This window comes from Roseburia sp. OM03-7AC (genome assembly GCF_003462625.1).
GTDB classification, from domain to species: Bacteria; Bacillota; Clostridia; order Lachnospirales; family Lachnospiraceae; genus Roseburia_C; species Roseburia_C amylophila.
This window is the reverse complement of the sequence record NZ_QTZJ01000001.1, coordinates 1,168,436-1,185,314: the sequence shown is the minus strand read 5'-3', so window position 1 is coordinate 1,185,314 and position 16,879 is coordinate 1,168,436. Positions and strand designations below refer to the sequence as shown.

The window sequence follows — 16,879 nt, the reverse complement described above, 5'->3', positions numbered from 1 at the left end:
GCATTGGAGCAGAAAAATTTCCTGTTCCGATGCCTTTTTGACAGTTGCAATGCATCTGCAGGTTAAGCCATCTGATTTGCAGTTTTATAACGGTAAATCATTTCTGCATGCTGCTGTTCTTCCGTCTGGATATGGTTTAAAATCTGACGGACTTTTGGAGAAGCAAAGCTGAATAAATCGTTGTTGTATGCGGAAGATACATACTTTTCACTGGAAATGGAATCGCTGCACAATAATGCATCGTGCTTCTTGTCGGCATTTTCACTGGATGCATGGTAAGCAGCGTTTGGCTGATAGTTCTTCGGGGCAGCTATACCAACATCAGGCGTATCACCGGAAAGCAGACTGCTGATGGTGTCATAGTGTTCTGCTTCTTCTTTCTGAATGACCTCAAATAACTGTTTTAATTCAGGGTCTTTTGCTTCGCTGCTGTAAAAGGCATATTTGTCGCGGCAAAGTTCTTCCTGCTGTTTTAAATCATTTAACAGCATAGTCTCTTGTTCGGTTAAAATCATTTTGTCATCACCTCATCCGTAATATAACCCGAAAGGAGTATTTTTATACAAATTATGCGAAAAAAAAGATAGAATTATTGATTGCACTTGATAACTGTGCTATGCTAAAGTGTATTTAACCATTTAAATTGGAATCAAAAGAGAATAGGAGCGAACAAAAATGTTAGACCAGATTAACAGCATTCTTGGTAAAATTGATAATTTTGTCTGGGGTGTACCACTTATTGTATTGATCCTTCTGGTGGGAATTTTTCTTACCATCCGCCTGAAGGGACTTCAGATTAGGAAATTACCATTAGCAGTAAAATATTTGTTTGAAAATGAAAAGAGTGGCGAATCCGGCGAAGTATCCAGTTTTGCAGCACTTTGCACTGCATTATCAGCAACCATAGGAACCGGAAATATTGTCGGAGTAGCAACTGCATTGGTAGAAGGTGGTCCGGGTGCGTTGTTCTGGATGTGGATAGCAGCACTGGTTGGAACTGCCACAAAATATAGTGAGTGTCTACTGGCAATCAAGTACCGTGTGGTGGCAGAAGATGGTCATATCATCGGCGGACCATTCTATTATATTGAAAATGGAATGGGATCAAAGTGGAAATGGCTTGGAAAATTATTTGCCTTCTTTGGTGTAGGTGTAGGCTTATTTGGAATCGGAACCTTTACACAGATTAATGGTATTACCAGTGCAGTAAAGGGTTTCTTTGACCCGGATACCACCTGGACAGTTGATCTCTTTGGAAGAACTTATTCCTGGACTGTAATTATTGCAGGTATTATTCTTACCATCTGTGTGGCGCTTGTTATCATCGGTGGAATTAAGAGAATTTCTACAGTATCACAGGTCATTGTACCATTTATGGCACTGACTTATGTGGTTGTTGTATTAATTATTATTGTGATGCATATTACAGAGGTTCCAGCAGCATTTGCAACCATTATAAAGAGTGCCTTTGGATTTAAGGCGGTAGCCGGTGGTGCAATGGGAAGTATTATTGTAGCAATGCAGAAAGGTATTGCCCGTGGTATTTTCTCAAATGAAGCAGGACTTGGTAGTGCACCAATCGCGGCTGCAGCAGCCCAGACCGATTATCCGGTAAAACAGGGACTGGTTTCCATGCTTGGAACTGTAATTGATACACTGATTATCTGTACCATGACAGGTCTTGCAATCGTACTTACCGGTGCATGGGACATGGGCTTGGAAGGTGTTGCTGTTACAACCAAGGCATTCCAGCTCGGACTTCCGTTCCCAAATCAGGTAGCATCCTTTATCCTGATGGTATGTCTGGTATTCTTTGCATTTACCACAATCTTAGGATGGGATTATTACAGTGAGCGCTGTCTGGAGTATCTGACCGGACATAAGAAGGCTGTTGTAAAAGCATACCGCTGGTTATACATCTTAGCGGTATTTATCGGACCGTTTATGACAGTATCTGCTGTATGGACCATTGCAGATATTTTCAACGGACTGATGGCTCTGCCGAACCTGATTGCAGTTACTGCATTGAGCGGTGTGGTTGTGGCTGAAACCAAAGTTTATATGGATGGATTAAAAAAAGATAAGATTCAGCCATAGAAAGATAGGAAAAAGGGAATATTAGATGATCACTAATTAGGAGCAGGTACAGTGAGAAAGTTATTGCGTTTTTTAAAGGATTACAAAAAAGAGAGCATTTTAAGTCCATTATTTAAATTATTAGAGGCATCCTTTGAATTGTTTGTGCCTTTGGTTATGGCAGCAATCATTGATACCGGTATTGGCAATAAAGATGGCGGATTCATCTTGAAAATGTGTGGAATCTTGATTTTGCTGGCATTAGTGGGACTGACCTGTTCCATTACTGCACAGTATTTTGCAGCAAAAGCGGCAGTAGGTTTTGCAACTAAGGTACGTCATGCATTATTTGACCATATTCAGAAATTGTCCTATACAGAGATGGATACCGCAGGAACGGATACCATGATTACCAGAATGACCAGTGATATCAATCAGGCACAGTCCGGTGTCAATATGGTACTCCGTCTGTTTTTGCGTTCTCCTTTTATTGTATTTGGTGCCATGATTATGGCATTTACCATTGACGTAAAGGCAGCGCTTATCTTTGTGGTAACGATTCCTGTTTTATCCGTTGTGGTATTTGGAATTATGATAATTACAATTCCGTTGTTCCGCCGGGTGCAGGCATCTTTAGATAAAGTCCTTGGAGTAACAAGGGAGAATCTGACCGGAAGCCGTGTTATCCGTGCCTTTAATAAAGAGCAGGAAGAAATTGCAGATTTTGATGAGAGTAATGAGAGGCTGACGGATGTACAGCTCTTCGTAGGAAAAATTTCAGCATTGATGAATCCGCTTACCTATATTATCATCAACGTGGCACTGGTTATTCTTATCTGGACAGGTGCAATTCAGGTAAATATCGGAAAGATTTCACAGGGTGAAGTAGTAGCACTGGTAAACTATATGTCCCAGATTCTGGTGGAATTAGTAAAGCTTGCAAACCTGATTATTACGGTAACCAAGGCAATTGCCTGTGGAAACCGCGTGCAGAGTATTTTTGAGATGGAGACTTCCATGGTGGATGGAAATGGAAGCAAAAAGGAAGATACCGGATATACCGTAGAATTCCGCAATGTTTCCATGCGTTATAAAGGTGCCGGAGCAGATACCTTAACCGGCATTGATTTTAAAGCAAAGCCAGGAGATACCATTGGTATTATCGGTGGAACCGGTTCCGGGAAGTCCTCTGTGGTCAATCTGATTCCTCGTTTCTATGATGTCACGGAGGGACAGGTTATGGTAGATGGCATGGATGTTCGGGAATATAAGATTACGGATTTAAGAGATAAGATTGGTATTGTGCCGCAGAAAGCAGTGCTGTTTGCGGGAACCGTCCGAAGCAATCTTGCCTGGGGCAAAGAGGATGCGACGGAAGAAGAGATGCAGCAGGCACTTTCCGTTGCACAGGCAGCAGAAGTTGTAGATAAGAAAGACGGTAAGCTGGATGCGGAAGTAGAACAGGGTGGAAAGAATTTCTCCGGTGGACAAAAGCAGCGTCTTACAATTGCCAGAGCACTGGTAAAACAGCCGGAAATCCTTATCATGGACGACAGCTCATCTGCACTGGATTATGCTACCGATGCTAAACTGCGTCAGGCAATTCATAATATGCCAAACCGTCCGACCGTATTTATCGTATCACAGCGTGCCGCATCCATTATGTATGCCGATAAGATTATCGTATTAGATGATGGAACTGTTGCAGGAACCGGCACCCATGAAGAATTGTTAAAGGATTGCAGCGTATATCAGGAAATCTATTATTCGCAGTTTAAGAGGACGGAAGGAGGACACTGATATGAAAAAGGAATCAAGACAGAAGGAAACCCTTGGAAGAATCCTTAAGTATATGAAAAAGTACTGGTTATTCTTAGGTTTGTCCATTGCATTAGCGGTGCTCAGTGTAATTTTAACCTTATACATTCCGATTCTTACCGGAGATGCCATTGATTATATCGTAGACAAAGGAAAAGTGGATTTTACTTATATTACACCGATCCTTAAGAAAATGGTGGTAGTCATTCTGATTACGGCAGCTGCCCAGTGGATTATGAATGTCTGCAACAATAAGATGACTTATAATATTGTCCGGGATATCCGTAAGGATGCTATCCGCAAAATAGAGATTCTTCCACTGAAATATTTAGACGCTCATTCCTACGGTGAAATAGTCAGCCGCGTAATTGCGGATGTAGACCAGTTCGCAGACGGACTTCTGATGGGTTTTACCCAGTTGTTTACCGGTGTGGTAACAATTGTCGGAACATTAGGCTTTATGTTGAGCGTCAATGTAAAGATTACGGCAGTGGTAGTATTTTTAACACCGTTGTCTTTTGTGGTAGCAGGATTCATTGCAAAGAAAACATTCTCCATGTTTAAGCTGCAGTCGGAAACAAGAGGAGAGCAGACTGCTTTAATCGATGAAATGATTGGAAACCAGAAAATTGTCCAGGCATTTTCCCATGAAGATGAGGCGTTGGAAAGTTTCGATGAAATTAATGGAAGACTGGAAAAATATTCCCTTCGTGCCTTATTCTTTTCCAGCATTACCAATCCGAGTACCCGTTTTATCAATGCGTTAGTTTATGCAGGTGTTGGCGTGTTTGGCGCAGTTTCAGCTATCCATGGTGGAATCAGTGTTGGGCAGTTATCCTGTTTCTTAAGTTATGCAAATCAGTATACGAAGCCTTTTAATGAGATTTCCGGTGTCGTAACTGAGTTACAGAATGCACTGGCTTGTGCAGCAAGAGTATTTGAGCTGATTGATGAAGAGGCACAGGTACCGGATGCAGAAGATGCAGTGGTATTAGAGGAAGTAAAGGGAGATGTGGATTTAGAGCATGTTTACTTCTCTTATGAGCCGGGGCAGAAGCTGATTGAGGATTTTAATCTCCATGTCAATCCGGGTGAGCGTGTGGCAATTGTCGGACCGACCGGATGCGGTAAGACAACATTGATTAATCTTCTGATGCGGTTCTATGATGTCAACAGCGGAATCATCCGTGTCAGCGGCGTGCCGGTTAAAGATATGACAAGAAGCAGCCTGCGCAGCAGCTATGGTATGGTATTGCAGGAAACCTGGTTAAAGGAGGGAACCATTCGTGAGAACATCTGTATGGGAAAACCGGATGCTACCGATGAAGAAATCATGGAGGCAGCAAAAGCTTCCCATGCCCATAATTTTATCAAACGTCTGCCCAAGGGCTATGATACGGTAATTGCAGAGGACGGTGGCAATCTTTCCCAGGGACAGAAACAGCTTCTTTGCATTGCCAGAGTTATGCTTTGCCTGCCGCCAATGCTGATTTTGGATGAAGCAACTTCATCGATTGACACACGAACTGAGATGAAGATTCAGGAAGCTTTTGGCCGGATGATGAAGGGAAGAACCAGTTTTATCGTTGCCCATCGTCTGTCTACCATTGAAGAGGCAGACATTATTCTGGTTATGAAAGACGGACATGTTATCGAACAGGGCAATCATGAAGAACTGCTTCAGAAGAATGGCTTCTATGCAGCCCTTTATAACAGCCAGTTCGTACAGTCATAGAATTGATTTATAGTGTTACATGTTGTAACAGCATTTCATACGTTACCCCAAGTTCTGGATTAAAATTCCATGGAACGAGAGCTGCCTGGCAGCCGGGGTAACGTTTTTTGATGTCTAAAATGCATTCCATGGCGCCGCTTATGGGAGAATCATTAAGGGAAGAAGTCCGTTCATTTCCAAAGAAAGCTGCTTTTTCGGTGGAAAGTAAAATGGTATCATTAACCCGTTTTATGATTTCATCGGTCTGGAAAGCAATGTATTCCGTTACCCGTTCATCCTGCCAGCGAAAGTTTTCTGCAATGGTATCCCAGATCCATGCAGCCATATTATTAAGCTGGCTGTGAAGACCAAAAGCCACAGAATAATCAAAAGCATGACTGCCATAGCGTATGACATGCTTTTTGGCTTTCTCATAAGTCTGATGCAGAAATGCCAGTGCCGTACTGACCGGAAGCTCTGTATCAATGGATGCACCAAAGAGCTTTTTCTGCTCAAAGAGTGTATCACAGAATTTTTCGTAATCACTGCCGTATAAACCGGTAAGATTGCATTCGTCAAGGCAAATTGCAGGATAAGATTCCAGTTGATAGCGTTTAAGAGCCTGTTTCATGGCAGGAAGATTATTATCAATTAAAGTAATCGATGAAAAGTGTCCGGCAAGTAGCGATAAATCCCAGTCGTTACAACAGCCGGCACCAAAGATAGCGAGGGAGCTGTCAGCAGCAGTAGAGGCAATCAGATAGTTGCTGATGGCATTGCGATACTCTGCCCAGTCTTCATAGGCGTGGGGCAGAAATTGTTTTTGCAAAAGGTCTTCGTAAAGTGACATGGGATACTCCTTTCATTATGTGTATCGGAACGGTTGGTATAAATGTGGTTATTTTTGATGCTGAGAGGGAAAATGTCCTCCCTACCGCCACAACAGACCATATTTATACAAACTGGTTTGTCTTCTCGTCGTATTCATAGTCGATGGCGGAAAGCTTATTGCAAAGCTCGTTCCTCGAAAGATTTAAGGCAGAGCAGAGTTCATCCAAGGTAGGGTAGAAATCCCGAAGCTGTGTATTGATGTAACTTAATAACATGACTGGGTCATTTGGTATATTCATGGTGTAATGTCTCCTTTATCATTGATTGCATAGGTGCTTGCGAAAGGGGGAGAGGATTTCCTGCAATAATATTACGCCGATTCACAGGGAAATTTCTCTTTATCCGATACAAAATGCCAACAGTTCTTAGAATGCGTCTTTTGCTTGTTTGTAAACTGTCTTTCCTGTTGCTTTGGCTGAATAGCAGTACTGTCCGTCGAGGGCAGATGCCACATAATGCCTGCAAGGGGCACTAGGAATTTCGGTATAATGCTGTTTTCATCTGGCAACCGGCACAAATTCACATCCATGTTCAAATGTGCCTCGCTGGTACATCCCTGTACCAGCGTTGCCTGTTGCCAGACGAAATTCCAAGTGCCCCTAACAGCCTTTATCAGGCATCTGTACTTCGACGAACCGTGCTGCTATTCTGACAAACATTGGAAAGACGGTTTTAATAATAACAAGCAAAAGATGCATTTTAGAATTGTGGTATTTTGTATCGAAAGAGAAATTTCCCTGTGAATCGCATAATATTTTTCGCAAAATCTCTCCCCATTCGCAAGCACCTATGGATTATTCAGGTATATGCCCAATTTTAGTCTAAAATTTATCGGCTGACAACCTGAAATTAATATAGAAAATGATTTACATTACTGATTTATCATGGTAGTATACTAAAGTGATGGAAAAAGAACTTAATAAAAAGAAGTTACAAAAAGAGGAGGAACTCTATTATGAAGAAGAAAATGTTGACTGTTTTACTGGCAGCCGCAATGACCGTGTCACTGGCTGGCTGTGGAAGTAAGGATGCAGATAAGAAAGACAATGTATCTGTCCAGAATACTGAAAATGCAAAGAGCGACAATGGTTCAGACCGTACCCAGTTTGTTGTAGGATTTGATGCAGAATTTCCACCATATGGTTATATGGATGAGGATGGAGATTATACCGGATTTGACCTTGAACTGGCACAGGAAGTATGCGACCGTAACGGATGGGAACTGGTAAAGAAACCAATTAACTGGGATTCAAAAGATATGGAATTAGAGTCAGGTTCCATTGACTGTATCTGGAACGGATTTACCATGAACGGAAGAGAAGATGATTATACATTCTCTGATCCATATGTAGACAACAGTATCGTTGTAGTTGTTGCAAAAGATTCGGATATTAATAAATTATCAGATCTGGCAGGAAAAGTAGTAGACGTCCAGGCTGATTCTTCAGGACTTGCAGCATTACAGGGAGATGATGCAACCGATGAAAATAAAGAGCTGACTGCATCTTTTGCTGAACTTCAGCAGGTAGCTGATTACAATACTGCATTTATGAACTTGGAGTCCGGTGCTGTAGATGCAGTAGTATTGGATATCGGAGTAGCAAAATACCAGATGTCATCCAGAGGAGATGCTTTCCGTATGTTGGATGAGCAGGTGTCCAGCGAGCAGTATGCAATCGGATTTAAAAAAGGTAATACAGAGTTAAAAGACCAGGTTCAGAAGACCTTGGATGAGATGGTAAAAGATGGAACATTTACTACTATCGTAAATAACTACACAGATTATAATTTACCAGAAATGGTTTGCTTAGGAGAATAGATATGTCATTTATTGCTGTAGCACAGCAGCTGGGTTCCGGTATGCTGGCATCACTTTCTATATTTGTATTAACATTGGTATTTTCACTGCCGTTAGGACTTTTAGTGGCATTTGGAAGAAAGTCACGGATTAAGCCGGTGCAGTGGCTTGTAAAATTATACATATCCATTATGCGTGGAACTCCGCTGATGCTTCAGCTTCTGGTGGTGTATTTCGGACCATATTACCTATTTGGAATCCGAATCTCCAAAGAGTATAGCTTTTATGCAACAATCATTGGTTTCTCCATTAATTATGCGGCATATTTCGCAGAGATTTATCGTGCAGGAATCGAAGGAATCCCGGTAGGACAGTATGAAGCAGCCAAAGTATTAGGATACTCTAAGGCACAGACCTTCTGTAAAATCATTTTCCCGCAGATGGTAAAACGCGTGGTGCCGCCGGTAACCAATGAAGTTATTACACTGGTAAAAGATACTTCCATGGCATTTGTACTGGCTTATGCAGAAATGTTTACCATTGCAAAACAGATTGCGGCCCGTGTCAGCAGCATCATGCCATTGTTTGTAGCAGGACTTTTCTACTACATCTTTAACTTTGTAGTGGCATTTATCATGGAACGAATTGAAAAGAAACTGAGTTATTATAAGTAAGGAGAGGAAAAGAATGAAGCTGTTAGAGATAAAGAATGTAAAGAAAAGCTTTGGGGCTGTAGATGTACTTCATGATATTTCACTCTCCGTGGAACAGGGTGAGGTTGTAGCAATTATCGGTCCTTCCGGTTCCGGTAAATCAACACTGCTGCGTTGTGCCACACTTCTTGAGACAATGGATGAAGGAGAACTGGTTTATCTCGGTGAGCATGCGGTGTCAACCGGTGCGGATGGAAAATCCCAGTATGTGGGAAACGCAGAATTAAAAAAGATTCAGGGATATTTCGGACTGGTATTTCAGAACTTTAATCTGTTTCCACATTATTCCGTGTTAAAGAATCTGATGGATGCACCGGTACATGTGCAGAAGCGGAATAAAGAAGAAGTAAAGAAAGAAGCAATGGAGCTTCTTGAAAAAATGGGGTTATCCGATAAGGCAGACTGCTATCCATGCCAGCTTTCTGGTGGACAGCAGCAGAGAGTTGCCATTGCAAGAGCGTTAGCACTTCATCCACAGATTTTATTCTTCGATGAGCCAACCTCCGCATTAGATCCGGAGCTTACCGGAGAAATCTTAAAAGTAATCCGTCAGCTGGCAAGTGAGCATATGACCATGGTAATTGTAACTCATGAGATGGCATTTGCCAGAGATGTGGCTGACCGTGTCATTTTTATGGATGGCGGTTATATTATTGAACAGGGTGACCCGAAGGAAGTAATCGAGCATCCGAAAGAAGAGAGAACAAAGCAGTTCCTGGCAAGATTTGCCCAGAATTAGGATTGGGTAAAACCGGGATTGCATTATTTATAAAGTCTGCTATAATTCGTCATAGGTATTTGCTTCAACGACCAATAAATATGTATGAGAACAAGCATAGGAGAAGCTATGAAGATAATTATAGTGGGCTGTGGTAATGTAGGTGCAACACTTGCAGAACAGCTTAGTAAAGAAAAACATGATATTACAGTAATTGATACCAGACAGCAGGCTGTAGAGGCAGTGACCAATGTATGTGATGTAATGGGAATTATTGGAAATGGTGCAAGTTTTAATGCACAGACAGATGCAGGGATTGCAGATGCAGACCTTATGATTGCAGTGACAGGTTCAGATGAACTGAATCTTTTATGCTGTCTGATCGCAAAAAAAGCAGGAGGCTGCCATACGATAGCAAGAGTCAGCAATCCTGTATACAGTAGAGAAATAGGTTTTATTAAAGAGGAATTAGGGTTGTCCATGATTATCAATCCACAGCTTGCAGCAGCACGCGAAATGGCGAGACTGCTGAAATTCCCTTCCGCGCTCAAAGTGGATTCATTTGCCAAGAGCCGGGTGGAATTAGTCAACTACCGGATTGAGGAGGACAACCCTCTTTGTAATATGCAACTTAAGGATATGGGAAGCAGACTGCATTGTGACGTACTGATAGCAGTGGTTGAGCGTGGAGATGAAGTATATATTCCGGATGGTAATTTTGAGTTGAAAGCCAGGGATGAGATTTCTATTGTAGGAACACCGGCTAAAACCATTGAATTCTTTAAGAAACTGGGTGTGCCTACTTCTTCTGCGAGAGATGCACTGATTGTCGGTGGCGGAAGAACTTCTGTTTATCTTGCAAAGCAGCTTTTGGAAATGGGTATCCGTGTCAAAATTGTAGAGCGTGATGAAGAACGCTGCGAAGAATTAAATGAAATGGTTCCAAAGGCGATGATTATCTGTGGTGATGCAACAGATAAAGACCTTTTAATCGAAGAGGGATTGTTAGAGACAGAAGCCTTTGTGGCAACCACTAATTTTGATGAAGAGAATATCATGCTGGCATTGTTTGCAAAGAGTTTATCTTCTGCAAAACTGATTACTAAAGTTCATCGTATTTCTTATGATGATATTATTGACCAGTTAGATGTAGGAAGTATTATTTATCCGAAATTCATTACTTCTGAGAGTATTATCAAGTATGTACGTGCCATGAAAAACTCCATGGGAAGTAATATTGAGACATTGTACAAGCTGAATGATAACCGGGTAGAAGCACTGGAATTTTTAATTAAAGAGGGTTCTCCGGTGGTTGGAATTCCGCTGCAGGATCTTCGCTTGAAACCTAAGATGCTGATTGGATGTATCACCCATAAAGGAAAAGTGACCATTCCAAAAGGACAGAGTGTAATTGAAGTGGGAGATACGGTAATTCTTGTTACCACGACGACAGGGTTACATGATATCCGGGATGCATTAAGGTAGGAGGCTTGTCATGAATTATTCCATGATTCGATACATATTAAGCAGTGTTATATGCTTCGAGGGAATCTTTCTTCTGCTTCCGGCAGCAACAGCAGGTATTTATCAGGAAAAGGAAGGCTTTTTATATCTGATTACCGGACTTGCCTGTATGCTGATTGGGTTTTGGGGCAGAAGAAGAAAACCGAAGAGCAGTGTATTTTATTCAAAAGAAGGATTTGCAGCAGTTGCATTAAGCTGGATAATCCTCAGTCTGATTGGCGCATTGCCAATGTATTTAACCGGAGAATTTCCATCTTATATTGATGCGTTATTTGAGACAATTTCCGGCTTTACGACAACAGGCTCAAGTATCTTAAGTGATGTAGAGGCACTTTCCCGTGGAACAGCTTTCTGGCGTTGCTTTACCCACTGGATTGGTGGTATGGGTGTGCTGGTATTTATTATGGCAGTCATGCCCCTTTCCGACAGTTCCAGCATGCATCTGATGCGTGCAGAAAGCCCGGGACCATCTGTTGGAAAACTGGTTCCAAAGGTAAAGAGTACCGCAATGATTCTCTATGGAATCTATGTAGTCTTTACGGTGATTGAGATTATTGCACTGCTAATAGCAGGAATGCCACTTTTTGATTCCATGACATTGACCTTTGGTACCGTGGGAACCGGTGGATTTGGACTATTAAACAGCAGTATTGCATCATACAGTACAGCGGTGCAGATTATCATTACGGTATTTATGATTATCTGTTCCATCAATTTTACTGTATATTATATGTTTTTGATTAAGCGGCCGAAGGAAGCACTGATGTGTGAGGAAATGCGTTACTATCTTTTGATCGTATTCGGTTCGGCACTGCTTATTGCATTTAATATCAGAGCCAGCTTTGCTTCTTTTGGAAAAGCATTCCAGCAGGCAATCTTTCAGGTGGCATCTGTTATCAGTACTACAGGATTTGCCACGGCAGATTTTAATCTCTGGCCGGAATTTTCAAGAACGATTCTGGTGCTTTTAATGTTTGTCGGAGCCTGTGCCGGAAGTACCGGCGGTGGAATTAAGGTTTCCCGTCTCATTATTATGGTAAAATCTGTCCGCAATGAAATTATGTCTGTGACCCATCCAAGAAGTGTGCAGAAGGTACATATGGACGGAAGACGAATACCGGATAATGTGGTAAAGACTGTGTTATGCTATCTGGCAGGCTATGTTGTTATTCTTATCGTATCAGTGTTGTTAATCAGTCTTGATAATTTTGATATGACAACGAACTTTACAGCAGTTATGGCAACCTTTAATAATGTCGGACCGGGACTTAACAGGGTAGGACCGACCGGTAACTTTGGTGGGTTCAGTGTTTTATCCAAGCTGGTATTGATGTTTGACATGCTGGTTGGACGATTGGAATTATTCCCGATGTTAGTGATTTTTGCACCGGGTTTATGGCGGATTCATCCTCACCGCCATGTTGGCAAAGTTCAGTAAATCTTAATAAATAATAAGGAATCCCTCCTTTGCCTGTATGCTATAATGTGTTTGGAATAGCAGACAGGCAGGAGGGATTTTTATGAAAAACCGTATTCTTGTGGTGGATGATGAGAAGGAGATTGCAGACTTAGTAGAGATATATCTGGTAAGTGAGAAGTTTGACGTAATCAAGTGTTACGATGGAGATACAGCAATAGATGCAATAGAGCATGAGAAAATTGACCTTGCAATTTTGGATATTATGCTGCCGGGGATTAGTGGACTGGAGCTGTGCCGCCGGATTCGAAAAAAAGAGAATTATCCGGTTATTATGTTAACTGCAAAAGATTCCGAAGTGGATAAAGTAACCGGACTTACCATAGGAGCAGATGATTATGTGACAAAACCGTTTCTTCCGCTGGAACTGGTTGCAAGAGTGAAGGCACAGTTACGCCGTTATGAGCGCTATGGAGCAAGGACGGACCAGCCGGCAGAGAATATGTCTTTTGACGGTAATATAATAGAAAATACATCTGCAAATGGTTCATATGATGCGGCAGATGGAACGTATGCATCAAATCATGCAGGAACGGAATCGGATGATACTATTATATGCCGTGGAATTTTGTTAAAGAAATGTGCACATGAATGCTATCTGGATGGAGATGAGATTTCACTTACACCGACAGAATTTACGATTTTGCAGGCGTTGTGTGAAGCAAAAGGCAGGGTACTCAGTGCGGAAGAGCTGTTTCATATTATCTGGAAAGACGAATATTATAGCAAAAGCAACAATACCATAACCGTTCACATCCGGCATCTGCGGGAGAAACTTAAGGATACCGGTGAACGTCCAAAATACATTAAGACAATATGGGGAGTGGGATATAAGATTGAAAGATGACAATAATAAGAAAAAACTGGATTTTGCACCGGTAAGACGAAAAATATTTTCCCGGATTGTATTACTGATGGCAGGAGCTTTCTTTGGCATCTGGTTTCTCTACCAGTATGTGCTGCAGGGCAGATTTGCGGATGGAATTGTAAGGTTTCTTTATGATTTTACCAGCATGACTTATGAAGATGCGAGAGATTTCTATTGGCATAATATCGGAAATCACTTCGAACTGATTTTCTTTGGGGCAATTGCACTGGTATTCTGTCTGATGTTTTATTTCTTTTTAAATTCATTTACAAAATATTTTCAGGAAATTGATAATGGAATCAATGCATTGGTGCATCATGATGGCAGACAGATCCGCATGTCGAAGGAAATGGCTGCCATGGAAGAAAAGTTAAACAGCGTGAATGCAACTTTAAACCGGCAGCTTTATGATATTCAGATGGCAGAGAAGAAGAAGGATGAGTTGGTATTGTATCTTGCCCACGATATCCGGACGCCGCTTACCTCTGTGATTGGGTATCTGAAATTATTAGAGGAGATGCCGGATATTTCAAAAGAGCAGCAGGATAAATTTATCCATGTCACCCTGGACAAAGCACTGAGACTGGAAGTTCTGGTGAATGAATTTTTTGACATCACCCGTTTTAACCGGCAGGATATTGAACTGGCAACGACAGAGATAGATCTTTATTATATGCTGATGCAGCTGTCGGATGAAGTGTACCCGCTTCTTGCACCGGAACATAAGAAAGTGGAAATACAGGCTGATGAAAACTGCAAAGTATATGGGGATGCAGATAAGCTGGCGCGTATTTTTAATAACATATTAAAAAATGCCATTGCCTACAGCAACCCGGACAGTACCATTGTCATTTCCGCATGGGAGGAGCCACCGGGAACGGTTATCCTGTTCAGTAATCAGGGGCAGACAATATCACCGGAAGAACAGCAGCGTATTTTTGATAAATTCTATCGGCGGGATGAAGCGAGACAGACCAACAGCGGAGGAGCGGGTCTGGGACTTGCCATCGCAAAGGAACTGGTGGATCTGCATGGAGGAACCATCCGTGTAATGAGTGAAAATGACCGGACAACATTTAAGGTCTGCCTGCCGAGACGAAAAATGCCGACAGCTTAGAAACGCCGGTTGTATTTTTAGGTGTATTATTTTATAATATTCGTTATGAGTAAAGAAGAAAAAAAGCTAAGACAACAAAATAAAGAGAAGATAAAGCAGGAGAAAGCCGCTGCCAAAGCAGAAAGCAAGCAGGAAAAGCAGGCGGTCAAAGAGCAGAGCCGGCACGAAAAAGCCGCTTCAAAGGAACTAGAAAAGCAGGAGAAGCAGCAGCGGAAAGCAGAAGATAATAAGCGTCGTCATACCGATATCAAATGGGACCGGCTGGATAATACGGCACATCTTTTTCCGGTCATTGCAGGAGAATCAATGAGCAATGTGTACCGGATTGCAGTTACCTTAAAGGAAGAGGTGCAGCCGGAGTATCTGCAGCAGGCACTGGATATCGTACTTCCGAAATTTCCGGGCTTTAACTTAAGACTGCGTCAGGGGATTTTCTGGTATTATTTTGAAGAAAATGGCAAAAGTGCTCCAAGAGTACAGGAAGAAAGACATTTTCCATGCCGTTTTATCAGACAGAATAAGAACCACAGCTATCTTTTCCGGGTAACTTATTATAAATGCCGGATTAACCTTGAGGTTTTTCATGTACTGACAGATGGCATGGGCGGAATCAATTTCTTAAAGGAGCTGACCTATCAGTATTTAAGACTGGTGCATCCAAAGCTTAAGGAGAAACTGGGAGATAAGTTAAGCAGCGACACATCCATGAATCGTGAGGACAGCTTCCTTAAAAATTACAAGCACAGCTATGCCAAGGGATATAAGACAAAGAAAGCATATCTTATCAAAGGGGAAAAATTACGAACCGATGAATTTGGAGTGATTCATGGATTTGTAAAGATTCCGGCATTGAAAGGGGTATGTCATAAATATGGTGTCAGCATCAATGAGTATCTGGTTGCGGCATTTGCTTACAGCGTATATCGGGAATATCTGCATGGTATGCCGGACAAACGTCCGATTCGTGTAGCGGTTCCGGTGAATTTAAGACCATATTTTAATTCCATTACCACCAAGAACTTTTTTACGGTAGTATCTGCAGAGTTTGAACCGGTGGAGGATTCCTATACGTTTGAAGAAGTATTGAAGATTACTACAGAAAGTCTTCATCAACAGATTAATAAAGAGCATTTAGAGGAACTGTTTTCTTACAATGTGTCCAATGAGAAATTATTGATTGCAAGAGCAGTACCGCTGTTTTTGAAAAATATTGCCATGCGTTATGTGTATACATCGGCAGCACTGGCAAATACATCCACTGTAACCAACATTGGAAATGTGAAAGTGGAAGAGGATTACCAGCCATATATCAAGATGTTTTATGCATTCCTTGCCATGTCAAAGGGACAGAATATCAAGGGAACGATTTGTTCCTATCAGGATACGCTGGCATTTACCTTTAGTTCTGTTTTAAAAGATACATCCCTGCAGCGTGGATTTTTCCGGAAACTGTCAGAGGATGGTCTGAATGTGGAAATAGAAAGTAATGGTGTGTATTATGAGTAAATGTAAGAATTGTAATGTGGAAATCTTAGATGACAGCCAGATCTGTCCGCTGTGCCACAGTGTATTAGAAGAGGGAGAAGAAGGACACAATACCTATCCGGATGCATGGATTCCAACCAGAAGATTAAAATTTGTGACAAATATTATATTCTTTCTGGTGTTATTAGGCAGTGTGGCAGCAGGCTATCTCAATTATATCTGGTATCAGGGAAAACTCTGGAGCCTGATTGCAATTGCAGGACTTTGGTATCTGTTCCTGATTTTCCGGTTGGATATTTTAAGCAATAATGGATATCGGACGAAAATCATAGCAACCACATTATCCGGAATTTTATATGTGATTCTGATTGACTGGATAGTGGGATTTCATGGCTGGTCGGTTAATTATGTGCTTCCGGCAGGTATTATGCTGTTAGATGCAGGTATTGTTCTGCTCATGATTATCAATTCCAGAAACTGGCAGAGTTATCTGATGTTCCAGTTGTTTGGAATTGTATGCAGCCTGATACCGCTGCTTTTGATAGCACTTCACATCGTGACCCATCCGGGCTTAAGTGAACTGGCATTTGGAATATCGGTATTTTTATTCCTCGGAACGCTGATTATCGGTGACCGCAGAGCCAGACTAGAGTTAAAGAGAAGATTTCATGTAAGGTGAT

Annotated in this window: 15 protein-coding genes; 12 read left to right on the top strand and 3 right to left on the bottom strand. The window is 41.7% G+C overall.

The window, feature by feature from the left end; all coding sequences use genetic code 11:
• Positions 1-62: 62 nt before the first annotated feature.
• Positions 63-515 (bottom strand): ferritin-like domain-containing protein, encoded by a 453-nt coding sequence (locus DXB39_RS05720; RefSeq protein WP_117840611.1) that lies wholly within the window; start codon positions 513-515, stop codon positions 63-65.
• Between the two features lie 160 nt (positions 516-675).
• On the opposite strand from DXB39_RS05720, the gene DXB39_RS05715 reads away from it, so the two are divergent.
• Genes DXB39_RS05715 through DXB39_RS05705 form a run of 3 tightly spaced genes read left to right on the top strand, consistent with a single transcriptional unit; the run spans position 676 to position 5,629 of the window.
• Positions 676-2,097: an alanine/glycine:cation symporter family protein gene (locus DXB39_RS05715; RefSeq protein WP_117840613.1), complete on the top strand. Its 1,422-nt coding sequence runs from the start codon at positions 676-678 to the stop codon at positions 2,095-2,097.
• Positions 2,098-2,148: 51 nt separating this feature from the next.
• Entirely contained in the window at positions 2,149-3,876 is a 1,728-nt protein-coding gene (locus DXB39_RS05710) for an ABC transporter ATP-binding protein (RefSeq protein WP_022243946.1), read from the top strand.
• Position 3,877: 1 nt separating this feature from the next.
• Positions 3,878-5,629 (top strand): ABC transporter ATP-binding protein, encoded by a 1,752-nt coding sequence (locus tag DXB39_RS05705; protein ID WP_117840615.1) that lies wholly within the window; start codon positions 3,878-3,880, stop codon positions 5,627-5,629.
• 7 nt (positions 5,630-5,636) lie between these two features.
• Here DXB39_RS05705 and DXB39_RS05700 read toward each other — a convergent pair whose 3' ends face one another.
• Together DXB39_RS05700 and DXB39_RS05695 are read right to left on the bottom strand one after the other, a co-directional pair.
• A complete protein-coding gene (locus DXB39_RS05700; RefSeq protein WP_117840617.1) occupies positions 5,637-6,458 on the bottom strand; it encodes a hypothetical protein in 822 nt (273 codons plus the stop codon).
• A gap of 103 nt (positions 6,459-6,561) precedes the next feature.
• The gene (locus DXB39_RS05695) at positions 6,562-6,738 is read right to left on the bottom strand and encodes a DUF4250 domain-containing protein (protein ID WP_117840619.1); all 177 of its coding nucleotides are present in this window, start codon (positions 6,736-6,738) and stop codon (positions 6,562-6,564) included.
• Between the two features lie 716 nt (positions 6,739-7,454).
• Between DXB39_RS05695 and DXB39_RS05690 the strand changes: the two genes are divergently transcribed.
• The 9 genes from DXB39_RS05690 (at position 7,455) to DXB39_RS05650 (ending at position 16,878) form a co-directional block, all read left to right on the top strand.
• On the top strand, positions 7,455-8,318 hold the full coding sequence (locus DXB39_RS05690; RefSeq protein ID WP_117840621.1) for an amino acid ABC transporter substrate-binding protein: 864 nt from the start codon (positions 7,455-7,457) through the stop codon (positions 8,316-8,318).
• Positions 8,319-8,320: 2 nt separating this feature from the next.
• On the top strand, positions 8,321-8,971 hold the full coding sequence (locus tag DXB39_RS05685; protein WP_022243952.1) for an amino acid ABC transporter permease: 651 nt from the start codon (positions 8,321-8,323) through the stop codon (positions 8,969-8,971).
• Between the two features lie 13 nt (positions 8,972-8,984).
• Positions 8,985-9,749 carry an amino acid ABC transporter ATP-binding protein gene (locus DXB39_RS05680; protein ID WP_022243953.1) on the top strand — a complete coding sequence of 255 codons (765 nt, stop codon included), beginning with the start codon at positions 8,985-8,987 and terminating at the stop codon, positions 9,747-9,749.
• 108 nt (positions 9,750-9,857) lie between these two features.
• The gene (trkA, locus tag DXB39_RS05675) at positions 9,858-11,213 is read left to right on the top strand and encodes a Trk system potassium transporter TrkA (RefSeq protein ID WP_117840622.1); all 1,356 of its coding nucleotides are present in this window, start codon (positions 9,858-9,860) and stop codon (positions 11,211-11,213) included.
• A gap of 10 nt (positions 11,214-11,223) precedes the next feature.
• Complete coding sequence (locus DXB39_RS05670; RefSeq protein ID WP_117840624.1) at positions 11,224-12,690, top strand: TrkH family potassium uptake protein; 1,467 nt, start codon at positions 11,224-11,226, stop codon at positions 12,688-12,690.
• A gap of 82 nt (positions 12,691-12,772) precedes the next feature.
• A complete protein-coding gene (locus DXB39_RS15025; RefSeq protein WP_117840626.1) occupies positions 12,773-13,576 on the top strand; it encodes a response regulator transcription factor in 804 nt (267 codons plus the stop codon).
• Positions 13,566-14,714 (top strand): sensor histidine kinase, encoded by a 1,149-nt coding sequence (locus DXB39_RS05660; protein WP_243005982.1) that lies wholly within the window; start codon positions 13,566-13,568, stop codon positions 14,712-14,714. Before DXB39_RS15025 ends, DXB39_RS05660 begins: the two co-directional genes overlap by 11 nt.
• A 45-nt stretch (positions 14,715-14,759) precedes the next feature.
• Entirely contained in the window at positions 14,760-16,220 is a 1,461-nt protein-coding gene (locus tag DXB39_RS05655) for a hypothetical protein (RefSeq protein WP_243005983.1), read from the top strand.
• The gene (locus tag DXB39_RS05650; protein ID WP_117841230.1) at positions 16,213-16,878 is read left to right on the top strand and encodes a DUF6320 domain-containing protein; all 666 of its coding nucleotides are present in this window, start codon (positions 16,213-16,215) and stop codon (positions 16,876-16,878) included. Before DXB39_RS05655 ends, DXB39_RS05650 begins: the two co-directional genes overlap by 8 nt.
• Position 16,879 lies beyond the last annotated feature (1 nt).

Excerpts from the sequence above, each read along its gene's own strand:
- DXB39_RS05695 (WP_117840619.1), bottom strand. The coding sequence starts at position 6,738 with ATGAATATACCAAATGACCCAGTCATGTTATTAAGTTACATCAATACA.
- DXB39_RS15025 (WP_117840626.1), top strand. The coding sequence starts at position 12,773 with ATGAAAAACCGTATTCTTGTGGTGGATGATGAGAAGGAGATTGCAGAC.
- trkA (WP_117840622.1), top strand. The coding sequence starts at position 9,858 with ATGAAGATAATTATAGTGGGCTGTGGTAATGTAGGTGCAACACTTGCA.
- DXB39_RS05715 (WP_117840613.1), top strand. The coding sequence starts at position 676 with ATGTTAGACCAGATTAACAGCATTCTTGGTAAAATTGATAATTTTGTC.
- DXB39_RS05720 (WP_117840611.1), bottom strand. The coding sequence starts at position 515 with ATGATTTTAACCGAACAAGAGACTATGCTGTTAAATGATTTAAAACAG.
- DXB39_RS05680 (WP_022243953.1), top strand. The coding sequence starts at position 8,985 with ATGAAGCTGTTAGAGATAAAGAATGTAAAGAAAAGCTTTGGGGCTGTA.
- DXB39_RS05655 (WP_243005983.1), top strand. The coding sequence starts at position 14,760 with ATGAGTAAAGAAGAAAAAAAGCTAAGACAACAAAATAAAGAGAAGATA.
- DXB39_RS05690 (WP_117840621.1), top strand. The coding sequence starts at position 7,455 with ATGAAGAAGAAAATGTTGACTGTTTTACTGGCAGCCGCAATGACCGTG.
- DXB39_RS05705 (WP_117840615.1), top strand. The coding sequence starts at position 3,878 with ATGAAAAAGGAATCAAGACAGAAGGAAACCCTTGGAAGAATCCTTAAG.
- DXB39_RS05700 (WP_117840617.1), bottom strand. The coding sequence starts at position 6,458 with ATGTCACTTTACGAAGACCTTTTGCAAAAACAATTTCTGCCCCACGCC.
- DXB39_RS05670 (WP_117840624.1), top strand. The coding sequence starts at position 11,224 with ATGAATTATTCCATGATTCGATACATATTAAGCAGTGTTATATGCTTC.
- DXB39_RS05650 (WP_117841230.1), top strand. The coding sequence starts at position 16,213 with ATGAGTAAATGTAAGAATTGTAATGTGGAAATCTTAGATGACAGCCAG.
- DXB39_RS05685 (WP_022243952.1), top strand. The coding sequence starts at position 8,321 with ATGTCATTTATTGCTGTAGCACAGCAGCTGGGTTCCGGTATGCTGGCA.